The 16,705-nt window shown below is 73.5% G+C and carries 11 protein-coding genes and 3 pseudogenes; 10 read left to right on the plus strand and 4 right to left on the minus strand.

The genetic code is table 11. The annotated features are described in order from the left end of the window. Nucleotides 1–54 precede the first annotated feature (54 nt). Nucleotides 55–2,454 (plus strand): serine/threonine-protein kinase, encoded by a 2,400-nt coding sequence (locus ABD198_RS12035; protein ID WP_344000213.1) that lies wholly within the window; start codon nucleotides 55–57, stop codon nucleotides 2,452–2,454. A gap of 90 nt (nucleotides 2,455–2,544) precedes the next feature. Beyond that, nucleotides 2,545–4,113 carry a phytoene desaturase family protein gene (locus ABD198_RS12040; RefSeq protein ID WP_344000215.1) on the plus strand — a complete coding sequence of 523 codons (1,569 nt, stop codon included), beginning with the start codon at nucleotides 2,545–2,547 and terminating at the stop codon, nucleotides 4,111–4,113. A 102-nt stretch (nucleotides 4,114–4,215) separates the two neighbouring features. On the opposite strand, the gene ABD198_RS12045 is transcribed toward ABD198_RS12040, so the two are convergent. After that, a complete protein-coding gene (locus tag ABD198_RS12045) occupies nucleotides 4,216–5,991 on the minus strand; it encodes a serine hydrolase domain-containing protein (protein ID WP_344000217.1) in 1,776 nt (591 codons plus the stop codon). Nucleotides 5,992–6,191: 200 nt separating this feature from the next. Between ABD198_RS12045 and ABD198_RS12050 the strand changes: the two are divergent. Both ABD198_RS12050 and ABD198_RS12055 read left to right on the plus strand, forming a co-directional pair. Next, nucleotides 6,192–6,755, plus strand: a pseudogene (locus ABD198_RS12050) (nitronate monooxygenase); the annotation flags it as partial. A 202-nt stretch (nucleotides 6,756–6,957) separates the two neighbouring features. Further along, a complete protein-coding gene (locus tag ABD198_RS12055; protein WP_344000221.1) occupies nucleotides 6,958–8,454 on the plus strand; it encodes an acyl-CoA synthetase in 1,497 nt (498 codons plus the stop codon). Here ABD198_RS12055 and paaK read toward each other — a convergent pair. Beyond that, a complete protein-coding gene (gene paaK / locus ABD198_RS12060; RefSeq protein WP_344000223.1) occupies nucleotides 8,444–9,763 on the minus strand; it encodes a phenylacetate--CoA ligase PaaK in 1,320 nt (439 codons plus the stop codon). The two genes, ABD198_RS12055 and paaK, sit on opposite strands and share 11 nt — an antisense overlap. Nucleotides 9,764–10,038: 275 nt before the next feature. On the opposite strand from paaK, the gene ABD198_RS12065 reads away from it, so the two are divergent. Further along, complete coding sequence (locus tag ABD198_RS12065) at nucleotides 10,039–10,899, plus strand: alpha/beta fold hydrolase (RefSeq protein ID WP_344000225.1); 861 nt, start codon at nucleotides 10,039–10,041, stop codon at nucleotides 10,897–10,899. On the opposite strand, the gene ABD198_RS12070 is transcribed toward ABD198_RS12065, so the two are convergent. Together ABD198_RS12070 and ABD198_RS12075 are read right to left on the minus strand one after the other, a co-directional pair. Continuing rightward, entirely contained in the window at nucleotides 10,865–12,757 is a 1,893-nt protein-coding gene (locus ABD198_RS12070; protein ID WP_344000227.1) for an alkaline phosphatase family protein, read from the minus strand. The two genes, ABD198_RS12065 and ABD198_RS12070, sit on opposite strands and share 35 nt — an antisense overlap. A gap of 114 nt (nucleotides 12,758–12,871) precedes the next feature. Beyond that, a pseudogene (locus ABD198_RS12075) lies at nucleotides 12,872–13,126 on the minus strand (AMP-binding enzyme); the annotation flags it as partial. On the opposite strand from ABD198_RS12075, the pseudogene ABD198_RS12080 reads away from it, so the two are divergent. From ABD198_RS12080 to ABD198_RS12100, 5 genes and pseudogenes are all read left to right on the plus strand, one after another. Continuing rightward, nucleotides 13,123–13,602, plus strand: a pseudogene (locus ABD198_RS12080) (enoyl-CoA hydratase-related protein); the annotation flags it as partial. The pseudogenes ABD198_RS12075 and ABD198_RS12080 overlap by 4 nt on opposite strands. Nucleotides 13,603–13,614: 12 nt before the next feature. Further along, the gene (locus ABD198_RS12085) at nucleotides 13,615–14,397 is read left to right on the plus strand and encodes a Zn-ribbon domain-containing OB-fold protein (protein ID WP_425580458.1); all 783 of its coding nucleotides are present in this window, start codon (nucleotides 13,615–13,617) and stop codon (nucleotides 14,395–14,397) included. Between the two features lie 191 nt (nucleotides 14,398–14,588). Next, on the plus strand, nucleotides 14,589–15,041 hold the full coding sequence (locus tag ABD198_RS30700; RefSeq protein WP_425580466.1) for a thiolase C-terminal domain-containing protein: 453 nt from the start codon (nucleotides 14,589–14,591) through the stop codon (nucleotides 15,039–15,041). A 108-nt stretch (nucleotides 15,042–15,149) separates the two neighbouring features. Further along, a complete protein-coding gene (locus ABD198_RS12095; protein ID WP_167996883.1) occupies nucleotides 15,150–15,392 on the plus strand; it encodes a DUF397 domain-containing protein in 243 nt (80 codons plus the stop codon). A 136-nt stretch (nucleotides 15,393–15,528) separates the two neighbouring features. After that, on the plus strand, nucleotides 15,529–16,434 hold the full coding sequence (locus ABD198_RS12100) for a universal stress protein (protein WP_344000230.1): 906 nt from the start codon (nucleotides 15,529–15,531) through the stop codon (nucleotides 16,432–16,434). Nucleotides 16,435–16,705 lie beyond the last annotated feature (271 nt).

Consider the following 16,705-nt stretch of genomic DNA (forward strand, 5'->3'; position numbering starts at 1 on the left):
ACTGGACGAGCCAGGGGAGGGCACGGCTTACAGCGACGGGGGCGTGCGCAGAAGATGGGGGACACCAGGCTCATCCATGGCCGGTACCGGCTGCTGGACCTGATCGGGCGCGGCGGCATGGGCGAGGTGTGGCGGGCCCGTGACGAGTCTCTGGGGCGGCAGGTCGCGGTGAAGTGCCTCAAGCCGCTCGGCTCCGGCCACGACCAGTCGTTCGGACGGGTGCTCAGGGAGCGGTTCCGCCGCGAGGCCCGGGTGGCGGCGGCCCTGCAGCACCGGGGCATCACGGTGGTGCACGACTTCGGGGAGTCCGACGGCGTGCTCTACCTGGTGATGGAGCTGCTCCAGGGCCGCAACCTCAGCCAGCTCCTGGAGGACAACAAGCAGCATCCGCTGCCGGTCGAGCAGATCGTGGACATCGCCGAACAGGTGGCCGCCGCGCTCGCCTACACCCACGACCAGGGCGTGGTGCACCGGGACCTCAAGCCCGCGAACATCGTGCGCACCGCCGACGGCACGGTGAAGATCTGCGACTTCGGCATAGCGCGGCTGGGCCACGACATCGGCTTCACCTCCCGGCTGACCGGCACGGGCGTGGCGATGGGCACCCCGCACTACATGTCGCCGGAGCAGATCAGCGGCTCCACCGTGGACCGGCGCAGCGACCTGTACTCCTTCGGCTGCGTGCTGTACGAGATCGCCACCGGTGTGCCGCCGTTCGACCTGGACGACGCCTGGGCGGTCCTGGTCGGCCACCGCGACACCCCGCCCCGGCCGCCGCGCACCCACCGCGCCGCACTGCCCGAGCAGCTGGACCGCATCATCCTGGACCTCCTCGCCAAGGACCCGGCGGCCCGCCCGGACACCGCCCGGGAGCTGTCCCGCCGCCTGGCCGCGCTCAGAGCGGGCCCGCTCGTGGTCCCAGGGGGCGCGCGGCAGCCGGTGAGCGGGGCGGCGCCGGCGACGCAGGACCGGGCCGGCCCGCCGGGCAGAACGCGGCCCGGCTGGGCGGAGCGTGCGGCTCTCCCGCCGGGGGAGGGCCGGGTGACGGCCGGCGAGACGGATGCCGCCGCAGAGGAGCGGGCGGCCGGTGCGGCACCCGCCGCCGGCGGGCGTCGCGCGGGAACCGGCCGGCCCGCGCGCTTACCCTCCTGGACCCGCGGCATGACCACCGGGCACAAGGCCGCCGGCGGCACGCTGCGGACCACCCCGCCGGACCCCTCGGCCGGCCTGTCCGGCGAGTGGATCCCCCGCCCCGCCGCCGACCCGCGCGACGACCGCTCGGTGCCGGACGACCTGCCCACCCCGTCCCCCGAGACGCTGACCGCGCTGGCCGCCCGGCACAACGCGGGCCTGAGCCTGGGCCGGCTGGGGCGCTGGGCGGAGGCGGAGGAGGTGCACCGCGCGGTCGCCGCCGAACGCCGCCGCCTGCTCGGCCCCGAGCATCCCGACACCCTCGCCAGCCGCTACGAGGTCGCCTTCGCGCTCAGCCGCACCGGCCGCGCCGCCGAGGCGCTGCAGGAGTACAAACAGGTGGCCGAGGCCCGCATCCGCGCGCTCGGCGCCGACCACCCCGACACGCTCGCCGCCCGCCAGGAGATGGCCTACGTCCTGGCCCAGCTGGGCCGCGCCTTCGACGCCCACCAGGTCTATCTGTCGGTGCTCTCCGCCCGCGAGCGCACCATGGGCCCCGACCATCCCGACACCCTGCGCTGCCGGCACAACCTGGCCTTCAACCTCGGCCGGCTCGGCCGCCTGGAGGATTCCTGCGGCATGGCCCGCGAGGTCGCGCGGGCCCGGGCCCGGGTGCTCGGCCCCACCCATCCGGACACCCTGGTCAGCCGCTGCGAAGTCGCCTACACCCTGGGCCTGCTGGGCCGCTGGCAGGAGGCGCTGGACATCTACCGGGAGGTCGCCGAGGCGCGGGCCGCCGTCCTCGGCCCCGACCACCCCGACACGCTCGGCGCCCGCTACGAGATCGGCATCAGCCTGGGCCGCCTCGGCCACATCACCCGGGCGCTGGAGCACTACCGCGAGCTCGTCCGGGACCGCACCCGCGTCCAGGGCCCCACCCACCCCGAGACGCTGCGCGCCCGGCACGGCGTCGGCGTCAACCTCGGCCGGCTCGGCCGGTGGGAGGAGGCCCTGGCCGAGTCCCGCGAGGTGTGCGCCCTGCGGGAGAGCACCCTCGGCCCCGACCACCCGGACACGCTGGTCAGCCGCCGGGAGGTGGCCGTCGGCCTGGGCTGGCTGGGCCGGTGGGCGGAGGCGCTGACCGAGTACCGGAGCGTGGCGGAGGCGCGGGAGCGCGTCCTGGGCCCCGATCACCCGGACACCCTGGCCAGCCGCGACGACGAGGCCCAGTGCCTGCAGCAACTGGGCCGCGACACCGAGGCCGTGGACCTCTACCGCCAGGTGGCCGCCCTGCGCCGCCGCGCCACGGCGGACGGACGGTGATCCCGGCCTCCTTCCTCAGTGGTCCCGCCGCACGCCCGGCACCCGATTCGTCCCCTGGCCGCCCGCGATCATCGCGTGTTACCAAGAAGCATGACCGCACTCCACCCGTCCGGGACCTACGACGCCGTGATCGTCGGCGGAGGCCACAACGGCCTGGTCGCCGCCGCCTACCTCGCCCGGGCAGGGCGCTCCGTGCTGCTGCTGGAGCGGCTGGACCACACCGGGGGAGCGGCCGTGTCCACGCGGCCGTTCAACGGTGTCGACGCCCGGCTGTCCCGCTACTCGTACCTGGTCAGCCTGCTGCCGCAGAAGATCGTCACCGATCTCGGGCTCGACTTCCGGCTGCGCACCCGCACCGTCTCCTCCTACACGCCCACCGAACGCGACGGACGCCCCACCGGCCTGCTCGTCGCCGGTGACGAGCAGCGCACCCGCGAGGCCTTCGTCCGGCTCACCGGATCCGACCGCGAGTACGAGTCCTGGCAGCGCTTCCACGGCATGACCGGCCGCGTCGCCCGGCGGGTCTTCCCCACGCTCACCGAGCCGCTGCCCACCCGCGAGGAGCTGCGCCGCACCGTCGACGACGAGGATGCCTGGCGGACGCTGTTCGAGGAGCCGATCGGTGTCGCGATCGAACGTCACTTCAGTGACGACCTGGTGCGCGGCGTCGTCCTCACCGACGCCCTCATCGGCACCTTCGCCGACGCCCACGACCCGTCCCTGAAGCAGAACCGCTGCTTCCTCTACCACGTGATCGGCGGCGGCACCGGGGCCTGGGACGTCCCGGTCGGCGGGATGGGCGCCCTCACCGGCGCGCTGGCCGCCGCCGCACGCGACGCGGGAGCCGTCCTCGCCACCGGCCACGAGGCCGTGCGCATCGACACCGACGGGACCACCGCCGAGGTCGCCTACCGCACCGCCGACGGGGAGGGCGTCGCCGCGGCCCGGCACGTCCTGGTCAACGCCTCCCCGCAGGAGCTGGCGGCGCTGACCGGCGACACACCCCCGGAGCCCGCCGAGGGCGCCCAGCTCAAGGTGAACATGCTGCTCAAGCGGCTGCCCCGGCTCCGCGACAGCTCGGTCGACCCCCGCGAGGCCTTCGCCGGCACCTTCCACATCGCCGAGGGCTACCAGCAGCTGGCCGCCGCGCACGCCCAGGCGGCCGCGGGCGAACTGCCGGCCGTGCCGCCGTCGGAGATCTACTGCCACTCGCTCACCGATCCCACGATCCTCGGCCCGGACCTGGCCGCGCAGGGCTACCAGACCCTCACCCTGTTCGGCCTGCACACCCCCGCGCGGCTGTTCCAGCAGGACAACGAGGCGGTGCGCGAGGAACTGCTGAAGTCGACGCTCGCCCAGCTCGACGCCCATCTGGCCGAACCGCTCGCCGACTGCCTCGCCACCGACGCGGACGGACGCCCGTGCCTGGAGGCCAAGACGCCCCTGGACCTCGAACGCGACCTGAGGCTCCCCGGCGGCAACATCTTCCACCGCGACCTGTCCTGGCCCCACGCCCAGGACGGCACCGGCCGCTGGGGCGTGGAGACCCGCCACAGCAATGTCCTGCTCTGCGGCGCGGGCGCGGTCCGCGGCGGCGGGGTGAGCGGGGTGCCCGGACACAACGCGGCGATGGCCGTGCTGGAGAGCGCCGAGGACTGACGGCGACCGCGCACAACCCTGGTCGGTCGGCCGACGGCGTACCGGCGGTCCGTCGGCCGACCGCGTACAAGTGGTCCGTCGGCCGACGGTGCACGGGTCCGGTCAGTCGGCGGACGCCGTCCAGCCCCGCGCCTCGATGCGGGCCCGGTCGGCGGGCCGTGCCTCGTCGAAGAGGACCCGGCCGGCCGACTCGACGCGCAGGGCGTCGACATAGACACCGCGGCCCACGTACAGCTGGTCCGTCGAGTAGCGCCAGCGCAGCACCAGGCCCCGTGCGGCGGGCAGTTCGGCGGTCAGGGTGTGCCAGACGCGCCCCGACCAGCCGGTGGCCGTGCCCGAGGGGTGGGGCGTGGGCTCGCCCCGCCGGGGCGCGGTGGTGAAGGGCACCGGCCGCCAGGTGGCCCCGCCGTCGTCCGTGGCCTCCAGGGTGAGTATGTCGGACTGCGGTTCGGTGTCCCACCACAGCGCGCAGCGCAGCCGGGCACCGCCCCGCGCGGTGTCCAGCGCCGGCAGCGCGAGTGTCGCCTCGGCGGAGCTCGCCATCCCGGAGAACCAGGCGGTGCGTCCCCGCGGCGGCCGCACCGGCACCGCACGCGCCAGGTTGTTGGCGGCCGCCACCCGGGGAGCGGACCCGGAGCGCCAACTGCGCACCGGGTGGATGGAGTTGCCCAGCAGTACCAGGAACGAGTCGGTGGTCGGGTCGAGCACCAAAGCCGTGCCGGTGAAGCCGGTGTGGCCCGCCGTGCGCGGGGTGGCCATCGCGCCCATGTACCAGTGCTGGTAGAGCTCGAAGCCCAGCCCGTGCTCGTCGCCGGGGAAGTCGGTGTTGAAGTCGGTGAACATCAGCTCCACCGACTCCGGCCGCAGGATGCGCGCCCTGCCGTAGGAGCCGCCGTTGAGCAGGGTGCGGCCGAGCACCGCCAGATCCCAGGCGCTGGAGAACACGCCCGCGTGTCCGGCGACCCCGCCGAGGCTGTAGGCGTTCTCGTCGTGCACCTCGCCCCACACCAGGCCCCGGTCGAGACCCGACCAGGGCAGCCGGGCGTCCTCGGTGGCGGCGATCTTCGGCTTCCAGGAGGCGGGCGGGTTGTAGCGGGTGCGGCGCATGCCGAGCGGCCCGGTGATCTCCTCGCGCAGCAGGGTGTCCAGCGAGCGGCCGGTGATCTTCTCGAGGACGAGTTGGAGGGAGATCAGGTTCAGGTCCGAGTACAGATACGCCGTGCCGGGCGGGTTGACCAGCTTCTCGTCGTACAGGCGCTGGATCTTCTCCTCGTACGTGGGCTCCTGGTAGAGCGGGATCCAGGCCCGGAAACCGGAGGTGTGGGTGAGGAGCTGGCGGATCGTCACCTCCTGCTTGCCGGCCCGCCCGAAGTCCGGCAGATAGGAGGCGACGGCGGCCTCCAGCCCCAGCCGTCCGCGTTCGATCTGCTGCACGGCGAGGATCGAGGTGAACAGCTTGGACACCGAGGCCAGGTCGAAGACGGTGTCCTCGGCCATCGGGATCTGCTGGTCCTCGGGGAACTCGATGCCGGTGTCGGTCTTCTCGTCGTAGGCCCGGTAGCGCACCGCCATGCCGATGGACCGGTGCAGGGCGACGGTGCCGCCCCGGCCGGCGAGCAGCACGGCACCCGCGTACCAGGGGTGCTTCGGGGACGGGCCGAGGAAGGTCTCGGCGTCGGCGACGAGCCGGTCCAGATGCTCGGCGAGCAGTCCGGCCCGGCGGGGTGAGCCGTGCCGCAGGGTGGTGCGCCCGCCGCCCGCCGGGACCGCGGCGGTGGGGCCGGCCGGCAGCGCGGCGAGGGCCAGGGCACCTCCCAACACCAGGGTTCCGCGACCGAGTTGACGTCTGGTGATGCCGCTCGCTCCGTCGCCCGCCATGGGCTTCCTCCCGGCTTGTGGGCCTGCTGCGCCGTCTGAAAGTATCTTTCGCGATCGCGTCGCGGAGTGAAACTTTCCTGTCAGCAAGTCCGTGTGTCAATGGGTGTGCACGCCCGGCGATCTGACGTTCCATCAAAATGATCTGACGAAGCGTCAGAAAAAGTCTTCCGTCGTCCGGAGGACTGCGGCATCCTGCGCCCATGCAGACGGAGCTGAGCCAGACCCTCGGAATCGAGCACGCCGTCTTCGGCTTCACCCCGTTCCCGGCCGTCGCCGCCGCCATCAGCCGGGCCGGCGGCCTCGGAGTGCTCGGCGCGGTCCGCTACACCGCCCCCGACGAGCTCGCCCGCGACCTCGACTGGATCGAGGCGCACACCGGCGGACAGCCCTACGGCCTGGACGTGGTGATGCCGGCGAAGAAGGTGGAGGGCGTCACCGAGGCCGATGTGGAGGCCATGATCCCCGAGGGCCACCGCGCCTGGGTCAAGGACCTCCTCGCCCGCTTCGGCGTGCCCGGACTCCCCGAGGGCGAGCGGGCCGGCTGGCGCATCACCGGCTGGATGGAGCAGGTCGCCCGCAGCCAGCTCGACGTCGCCCTGGACCACCCGATCAAGCTGCTCGCCAACGCCCTCGGCTCCCCGCCCGCCGATGTGATCGACCGCGCGCACCAGCGGGGCGTGCTGGTCGCCGCGCTCGCGGGCAGCGCACGGCACGCGCTGCACCACAAGGAGGCCGGCATCGTCACCCACGAAGCGGGAGGTCACCCACCGCTGCTTCGAGAACAGCCGTGTCTGGTCGCTGAAATGCGGCGACCGCTGCACGGGCTTTCTGACGGCCGTTCAACCAACCTCGCCCGGCCGTACATCCGCCCCGGACGGCCGTCCAGCGCACCGCTCGTCCGGCCGATCATCCGCCCCGGACCGGCGTCTTGACCTTGCCCCGCCCGCCGACCGAGGATCGTCAGTCATGACGCCCGGACACGGCAGCACGGTCGACGGAGTCCTGCGACGCAGCGCACGGCGCACCCCGGCACGCACGGCCGTCGAATACGCCGACCGCACCTGGACCTACGACGAACTGGATGCCGCCGTCTCCCGCGCGGCCGGACTCCTGCTGGCCGAGGGGCTCTCCCCGGGCGACCGCGTGGGCGCCTTCGGCCACAACTCCGACGCCTATCTGATCGGCTTCCTCGCCTGCGCCCGCGCCGGCCTGGTGCACGTGCCCATCAACCAGAACCTGACCGGCGACGACCTCGCCTACCTGGTCCGCCAGTCCGGCAGCAGCCTGGTCCTCGCCGACCCCGACCTCGCGGAACGGCTCCCCGACGGCGTACCGGCCCTGCCGCTGCGCGAGAGCGACGACAGCCTGCTCGCCCGGCTGGACGGGGCACCGGTGCACGACGGTCCCGAACCCCGCTCCGAGGACCTGGTGCAGCTGCTCTACACCTCGGGCACCACCGCCCTGCCCAAGGGCGCGATGATGACCCACCGCGCCCTGGTGCACGAGTACTTGAGCGCCATCACCGCCCTGGACCTGGCGGCCGGCGACCGCCCGGTGCACGCGCTGCCGCTGTACCACTCGGCGCAGATGCACGTGTTCCTGATGCCGTACCTGGCCGTCGGCGCCACCAGCATCGTCCTCGACGCCCCCGACGGCGACCGCCTGTTCGACCTGATCGAGAGCGGGCGCGCGGACAGCTTCTTCGCACCGCCCACCGTGTGGATCGGGCTGTCCAACCGCCCCGACTTCGCCACCCGCGACCTGAGCGGGCTGCGCAAGGCGTACTACGGGGCGTCCATCATGCCGGTGCCGGTTCTTGAGCGTCTCAAGGAGCGGCTGCCTGACCTGGCGTTCTACAACTGCTTCGGGCAGAGCGAGATCGGCCCGCTGGCCACCGTCCTCGGGCCGGACGAGCATGAGGGGCGCATGGACTCCTGCGGCCGGACGGTGCTGTTCGTCGACGCCCGGGTGGTCGACGAGGACGGCAAGGACGTGCCCGACGGCACCCCCGGTGAGATCGTCTACCGCTCACCGCAGTTGTGTGAGGGCTACTGGGACAAGCCGGAGGAGACCGCCCGGGCGTTCCGCGACGGCTGGTTCCGCTCCGGCGACCTCGCGGTGCGGGACTCCGACGGCTACTTCACCATCGTCGACCGGGTGAAGGACGTCATCAACTCCGGTGGCGTGCTGGTGGCTTCACGCCAGGTCGAGGACGCCCTCTACACCCATGAGGCGGTCGCCGAGGTGGCCGTGATCGGCCTGCCCGACGACCGCTGGGTGGAGGCCGTCACCGCGGTCGTGGTCCCGCGCGGCGAGGTCACCGAGGAGGAGCTGATCGCGCACGCCCGCGAGAAGCTCTCGCCGTTCAAGGCGCCCAAGCGGGTGCTGTTCGTCGAGGAACTGCCGCGCAACGCCAGCGGAAAGATCCTCAAACGCGAGCTGCGCGACCGCTTCAGCCGCTGACCGGCCCGGCGGGCTGCTCGGACCGCAGATCGACGATCCGCCGGATCTTGCCCACCGAACGCTCCAGCGTCTCCGGGTCGACGATCTCCACGTCCACCGAGACCCCGATGCCGTCCTTCACGGCCGACTTGATCAGCTGCGCGGCCGAGGCGCGGATCGCGCTGTCCGCGTCCGGGCGGGCCTCCGCGCGGATCGTGAGTGCGTCCATGCGGCCCTCGCGGGTCAGCCGCAGCTGGAAGTGCGGGGCGACACCCGGCGTGCGCAGCACGATCTCCTCGATCTGCGTGGGGAAGAGGTTCACCCCGCGCAGGATCACCATGTCGTCGCTGCGGCCGGTCACCTTCTCCATCCGCCGGAACACCCGGGCCGTGCCCGGCAGCAGCCGGGTCAGATCGCGCGTCCGGTACCGCACGACCGGCATGGCCTCCTTGGTCAGCGAGGTGAACACCAGCTCGCCCCGCTCCCCGTCCGGCAGCACCTCACCGGTGATCGGGTCGACGACCTCCGGGTAGAAGTGGTCCTCCCAGATGTGCAGACCGTCCTTGGTCTCCACGCACTCCTGCGCCACACCGGGGCCGATGACCTCCGACAGCCCGTATATGTCCACGGCGTCGATCGCGAACCGCTCCTCGATCTCCTGCCGCATCTGCTCGGTCCAGGGCTCGGCGCCGAAGATGCCCACCCGCAGCGACGTGCCGCGCGGGTCGACGCCCTGCCGCTCGAACTCGTCCAGCAGCGTGAGCATGTAGGACGGGGTCACCATGATGATCGCGGGCTTCAGGTCCTGGATCAGCTGCACCTGCCGTGCCGTCATGCCGCCGGAGGCGGGGACCACCGTGCAGCCGAGCCGCTCGGCACCGTAGTGCGCGCCCAGCCCGCCGGTGAACAGGCCGTAGCCGTACGCCACATGTGCGATGTCGCCGGGCCGGCCGCCGGCCGCGCGGATGGAGCGGGCCACCATGTCCGCCCACATGGACAGATCGTTCTCGGTGTAGCCGACGACCGTGGGCCGCCCGGTGGTGCCGCTGGAGGCGTGAATGCGGCGGATGCGCTCCCGGGGCACGGCGAACATGCCGTACGGGTAGTTCTCCCGCAGGTCCGCCTTGGTGGTGAACGGGAAGCGGGCCAGATCGGCGAGCGAACGGCAGTCGTCGGGGTGGACGCCCGCCTTGTCGAAGGACTCGCGGTAGAAGGGCACGTTCTCGTACGCGTGCCGCAGCGAGGACCGAAGCCGCTCCAGTTGCAGCGCGCGCAGCCCCTCCGCGTCGAGCCGCTCCGCCGCGTCCCGCAGGTCCGCCGCCTGAGTCATCAGGACCTTCCCTTCACGCATCGCACACGAATCGCATCAATCCGGGCGACCGATCATTCGGTCGAGCTTCAGGGGCCAGTAATTCAGGTCACCGCCGGTCGATGCAAGACCCGGGCCTGCACTTTCTCCGGATCTCCGGTCCGGAAACGCCGGATCTCCGGCCCTCAGACGCCGGATCTCCGTTCCGGGAGCTCCCGCGCTCCGGCCCGGACGTCCACCCCTCCGGCCGGGAAGTCCGTTGCGCCCGGCGGGGCCCGCCCCGCAGGATCACCCTCATGCCGATCTTCACCGCGCCGGACGGGACCACGCTCGCCTGTCACCCGCGGGGCCAGGGCGAGCCGCTGGTCGTCCTGCCCGGCGGGCCCATGCGGGCCAGCGCCTGCCTGGGCAACCTGGGCGGACTCGACGCCCACCGCAGGCTCGTCCTGCTCGACCTGCGCGGCACCGGGGAGTCGTCCGCCCCGGAGGACCCGTCGACCTACCGCTGCGACCGGCTCGTCGAAGACGTGGAGGCGCTCCGCGCCCACCTGGGCCTGGAGCGCATGGACCTGCTCGCCCACTCGGCCGGCGGCAGCCTCGCCCTGCTCTACGCGGCCCGGCACCCCGAGCGGGTGGCACGGCTCGCCCTCATCACCGCCACCCCCTGGGCGCTCGGCATGCCGGCCACCGCCGAGGACCGCCGGGCGGCCGCCCTGCTGCGCCGCGACGAACCCTGGTACCCGCAGGCCTGGCCGGCCTACCGGGACTGGCTGGACGGCACCGGCGGCTACGACCCGGCCTTCGCCCCCTTCTTCTACGGCCGCTGGGACGAGACCGCCCGCGCCCACGACCAGGCCGGGGACACCGAGTACAACGACGAGGCCGCCGAGCTGTTCGGCGCGGACGGCGCCTGGGACCCGCCCGCCACGCGGGCGGCGCTCGCCCGCCTGACGGCCCCGGTGCTCGTCCTCGCCGGAGAGCTCGACGGCGGCCCCCGCCCGGACCTCGCCCGCCGCTGCGCCGAGGTGTTCCCGCACGCCGAACTCGCGGTGCAGCCCGGCGCCGGGCACTACCCGTGGCTGGACGACCCGGAGTGGTTCACCGGACGGGTCGAGCGGTTCCTCAGCGGCCGGCCTGCGGGCCGTACGCGGTCATGAAGCGGTCGCGGAACTTGTCCATGCCCCAACGCGGGGCGTGGGGAGCGGGCTTGAGACCCTCGGTCCAGTTCCAGTCCGCCACCCGGTCCAGCACCTTCTTGTCCCGCGCCACGATGGTCACCGGCACGTCCTTGCTGCGGCTTCCGGCGGTGACGGCCGGGACCGGCTGGTGGTCGCCGAGGAAGACCAGCACCGTGTCCTCGTCGCCGTAGCGCTCCATCCACTCGGTGAGGCTGCGCAGCGAGTACTCGATGGCCCGGCGGTACTCGGTGCGCACCTTCTCCGGGTCCTTCCAGACCTCCTTGGGGTCGGTGCCCTCCTTCTTGATCTCGTGGAACACCGAACCGTCCCCCAGATCCTCCCAGTCGATCATGCGGGCGACCGGGGACCAGGGGTTGTGGCTGGAGGCCAGGATGATCTCCGCCATGATCGGCCGGCGGTCCTTCTTACCGTGCTCCAGCCGCTCGAACGCCTCCAGGCTGAACTGGTCGGGCACCGGCGTCCAGCTGAAGTAGGGGCCGTGGTAGCCGAGGTGCTCGGAGTCGTAGATGTGGTCCAGGCCGAAGAACTTCCCCTCCGGCCAGGCCCGCCGCACCCCGGGGACGATGCCGACGGTGCGCCAGTCACCGGTCTTGCGGAAGTACTTGGTGAGGGTCATGCGGTCGCTGGTGGTCAGGCTCCGGTACCGCTGCTGGTTCTTGATCCACAGACCGGACAGGAAGGTGGAGTGGGCCAGCCAGCTCCCCGCACCGGTCACCGGCGACTTCAGCCAGCCGCTGCGCGATGCAAAACCGGCCGCCTTCAGCCGGTCCGTGCCCTCCTTCAGCGCGGCGTCCATCGGCCCGGCCATCGCCGGATCGTCGATCGCCACCCGGCCGTAGCTCTCGATGAAGGTGAACAGCACGTCCTTGCCGCGCAGTCCGGTCAGCAGCTGGTCGGGCGGGGTGTCGGCGAAGGCGTCCACCGCGGCCTGCTTCTCGAAGACGCGGGCGTCCGCGATGCCCGCGCGCACCGCCTTCACCCGGTTCTCCACCATCTGGGCCGTGCCCCTGGTGGCGAGCTTGGCACCGCCGACCTGCACACCGAGGGTGACGCAGGTGATCCAGGCCAGGCCCAGGACGATCGTGGTCCGGGTGGCGGTGTGGCGGTGGCGGACCATCAGATGCGTCACCCGCACCATGGCCAGCGTCATCAGGACCAGCACCGCGAGGAAGAGGACGATCACCCCGATCACGGCCAGCACCTGCCCGCTCCGGCCGAACGACTCCCGGACGAACTCCGCCGCGTCGTCCAGCAGGATCCAGTCCAGCACCAGGTCGAACGGCCGGGCCAGCACCTGGTAGAAGCCCATGTCCACGAACTTCAGCACGGTGAGCAGGCCCAGGAGGACACCGGCGGCGACGGCGGTGATCCGCCGGGGCCGGGGCGGCAGGGCCAGCAGCAGGGTCGCGAGCAGGATGCCCTCGGCGGGCAGCCGCAGGAACGCCTCGATGTGCAGCCGCTCCAGCCGGTTGGGCATCAGCAGCGCGAACAGCACGAGCGCACCGGCCAGGACCGTCGTCCCCACGGTCACCCCGCGTGCGGCACGGGGGTGGCGACGCCGCCAGCCGAACCAGCCGGCGCGGGTGGGGGAGCCGGGGGTGTCGTCGTCCTCCCCGACGGACGTCGCCGCGCCCTCCGGCGCGGCCGCCGGCTCGGGCTTCCCGTCCGGCGCCGTGCTCGCGTCCGCGGCCGGCGCCGCGTCTCGCTCCGTGTCCGGGGCGTCGGCCTTCGCCGAGTCGCCTTGCGCGCCCGGTGTGCTTCCGGTGCTCTCGGCGGTGGGGCCCGGCAGCTGACGGGAGCGTGTGAAGAGCGGCACCCGGTGGTCCTTCCGCGCAGTCCTGCGATGGCATGACGAACGGGCCCGGAGTCCGGGCCTGCACCCACCAGTACGTCCGTACCCCGCCCGGTGTTCAAACCGCCGCGCCGGACGTCACCCGCCCGCGGCCGCGATCTCGCGTGCCCACCGATAATCGGCCTTGCCGCTCGGCGACCGCTGGACGGTCTCGGTGATCACCAGCCGCCGGGGGAGCTTGTACCCGGCGAGCCGGTCCCGGCAGTGCGCCCGGATGTCCTCCAGCGACGGCCGGGCCGCCCCCTCGCGCAGTTGCACCACCGCCGCCACCCGATGTCCCCACCGCTCGTCCGGCACCCCGGTGACCAGCGCGTCGTACACGTCCGGGTGCCGCCGTGGAGGGCCCCTGCGTCGCGGGCGGCACCGAGATCCTCCAGGGCACCGACATCCGGGTCGCCGCCGAGTCCGCGACCTTCGGGCTGTTCGAGGTGCGGCGGGGACTGTTCCCCGTCGGCGGCTCCACCGTCCGGCTGCCGCGCCAGATCCCGCGCACCCACGCCCTGGAGATGCTGCTCACCGGCCGCCCCTACAGCGCCGCGGAGGCCGCCGCGATCGGGCTGATCGGCCGTGTCGTGCCCGACGGCACCGCGCTCGACGCCGCCCTGGAGATCGCCGAACGCGTCAACGCCTGCGGCCCGCTGGCCGTCGAGGCGGTCAAGGCGTCCGTGTACGAGACCGCGGAGATGACCGAGACCGACGGCCTCGCCGCCGAACTCGCCCGCGGAATGCGCGTTTTCGACACCGCCGACGCCAAGGAGGGCGCCAGCGCCTTCGCCGAGAAACGGCAACCCGTCTTCAAGCGCGCCTGACGAGGAGTCACCGTGCCCGAGGTCCTCACCGCCCCGCTGGTCGTCGAGTTCCCCTTCACCCGCTCCCTCGGCCCCGTGCAGAGCGCCTTCCTCACCGGACTGCGCGAACGCGTCGTCCTCGGCGTGCGCGGCTCCGACCGCCGGGTCCTCGTCCCGCCCGCCGAGTACGACCCCGTCACCGCCGGGGAACTGCGCGAACTCGTCGAGGTCGCACCCACCGGCACCGTCACCACCTGGGCCTGGAACCACGCCCCGCGCAAGGGACAGCCCCTCACCACTCCCTTCGCCTGGGTGTTGGTCCGCCTCGACGGCGCCGACACCGCCCTGCTGCACGCCCTCGACGCGCCCGGCCCGGACACCGTGCGCACCGGGATGCGCGTCCGCATCCGCTGGGCCGCCGAACGCACCGGCGCCATCACCGACATCGCCTGCTTCGAGCCGTACGACGCAGCCCCCGCCCCCGGGACCGCCCCGCTCACCCACCACACCGGCGAGTTCACCGACCCCGTCACCGGCATCGTCACCCCCGCCCGCCTGCGGGTGCACACCGCCGGCTCGGTCGGCGGCTCCACCGCCCTGGTCGCCGCCCGCGTCCACCGCACCGTCCTCGCCGTCGCCTTCGAGAAGAGTCCAACGCCATGTGGGGGCTGTCCCTGCCGGTCCCCTTCCAGCAGCCGCTGCTGGCCGGCGCCGGCGGCTTCTTCGCCCCGCATGTGCGCGCCTACATCCGGCGCAGCGGCGCCCCCGACACCATCGGCGCCCTCGTCGCCCACAAGGACCGGCGCAACGCGCTGAAGAACCCCTACGCCCACCTCCACGAGCAGGACATCACGCTCGAGAAGGTCATGGCCTCGCCCATGCTGTGGGACCCGATCCGCTACTCCGAGACCTGCCCCTCCTCCGACGGGGCCTGCGCCCTCGTCCTCACCGACCGCGCCGGAGCGGCCCGCGCGCCCCGCCCGCCCGCCTGGATGCTGGGCGGCGCCATGCGCAGCGAACCCACCCTGTTCGCCGGCAAGGACTTCGTCTCCCCGCGCGCCGGACGCGACTGCGCCGCCGACGTCTACCGGCAGGCCGGCATCACCGACCCGCGCCGCGAGATCGACGCCGCCGAGCTGTACGTGCCCTTCTCCTGGTACGAGCCCATGTGGCTGGAGAACCTCGGCTTCGCCGAACCCGGCGAGGGCTGGAAGCTCACCGAGTCCGGCGTCACCGGACTCGACGGGGACCTGCCGGTCAACATGTCCGGCGGAGTGCTGTCCACCAACCCCATCGGCGCCTCCGGCCTGATCCGCTTCGCCGAGGCCGCCCTCCAGGTGCGCGGCCAGGCCGGCGAACACCAGGTGGACGGCGCCCGCAAGGTGCTCGGACACGCCTACGGCGGCGGTTCCCAGTTCTTCGCCATGTGGCTCGTGGGCAGCGAACCTCCCGGCTCCTGAGGCCCCTTGCCGCGCCGCCCCGCAAAGGTCCCGCTCACGTGACCTGTCGGGGGCGGGGACCGATCGCTAGGCTGGCCGCGGACGACGCACACCGGGAGGAGCACGGACGTGGCCGAGAGCACCACCCAGCAGCGCCCGCCCAAGGGCTGGGACAAGCCGGACCTGGACCTCAGCAACGCGCAGTGGCAGTCCAGCAGCCGAGGCCGGGGCGATGTGCAGATCGCCTTCGTGGAGGGCTTCGTCGCCATGCGCAACAGCCGGCGCCCGGGCAGCCCGTCCCTGATCTTCACCCCCGACGAGTGGGGCGCCTTCGTGTCCGGCGCCCGCGAGGGGGACTTCGACCTGACCTGAGGGCGGGCCGGCAGCTGAACCGGGGAGTGTGCCCTCCGAATTTCCGGACACGCGGGCGGGGACGCCGCCGCGCGGCCCCGGCTGGGCCAGGCTGAGCGGACGAGCGACGGTCGTACTGCGGAGGCGAGGGATTCCCATGATCAGTGAGCCGGTCGTCACGGCGGTCGACGGGTCCGACGACAGTCTGCGCGCCCTGGACTGGGCGATCGACGAGACGCTCCGCCGCCGGGCCTCGCTGAAGGTGGTGCACGTACGCCAGTACCCGCTGTGGTCCCCGCCCGAGGTGATCGCCGCGGCACCGCCCGAGCCGCCCGGCAGCAGCCCCGTCCTCGACCGGATCCGGGAACGCCTCGACGGACGCGAGGGGCTCCCGCCGATCGACTACGCCGCCCTGGACGGCGCACCCGGCGCGGTCGTCGCCGACCTGGGCGCCTCCGCTCAGCTGCTGGTGCTCGGCTCCCGGGGCCGCGGCGGCTTCGCCAGCCTGCTCCTCGGCTCCACCTCCCTGGCCGTCGCCCGCGACGCCGACTGCCCGGTCGTCGTGGTGCCCCGGCCCGGACGCGAGGTGCACGGCGGCTACCCGGCGGGTCCCGGCCCGCGCGTGGTCGCCGGGCTGAACGCCGACAGCCCGGACGAGGCGACGCTCGCCTTCGCCTTCGCCGAGGCCGCGATGCGCGACGCCCGGCTGGAGGTCCTGGCCGCCTACCCCTGGCCCCTGCAGACCTGGATGCTCCCCGGGGAGATGCCGGGACCGGCCATCGACCAGGACGCGGTCGAGCACGAGACGCTCACCCTGGCGGAGGGCTTCGTCGCCCCGCACCGCAAGGCACGGCCCGAGGTGAACGCCGAGATCCGGGTGCTGCCCGGCGACGCCGCGGGGCACCTGGTCGCCGCCTCCCGCGACGCGGAACTGGTCGTGGTCGGACGGCACCGGCGCCGGCTGCTGGCCCCCGCGCGGATGATGGGGTCGGTCACCCAGGCGGTGCTGTCGCACGCCGCGTGCCCCGTGGCGGTGATCCCGCCGGTTCCCCCGGAGGAGTGACCGGCCGGGCGGGCGCCGTCCCGGTCGGCCGCGCCTCGGCCGCCGCCACTTGGACGCCCCACGGCCCCGGGCGGCCGCGCACGCCACGGCCGGAGGCAAGGCGCCGGCCCGTTTCTCCGCCGCCGCGCCTCGGCCGGCCGGCTGCAGCACGGCGGCAGTTCGCCGCGCCGCCCGGCGCGGCGGGGCGGCTGTACCGGGCTCTCGTGCTGGGCGGGGAGGCGGCGACGGTTGCATCGGGCTCTCGTGCTGGGCGGGGAGGCGGCGACGGTTG

The organism is Streptomyces thermocarboxydovorans, assembly GCF_039524635.1.
Classification (GTDB): Bacteria; Actinomycetota; Actinomycetes; order Streptomycetales; family Streptomycetaceae; genus Streptomyces; species Streptomyces thermocarboxydovorans.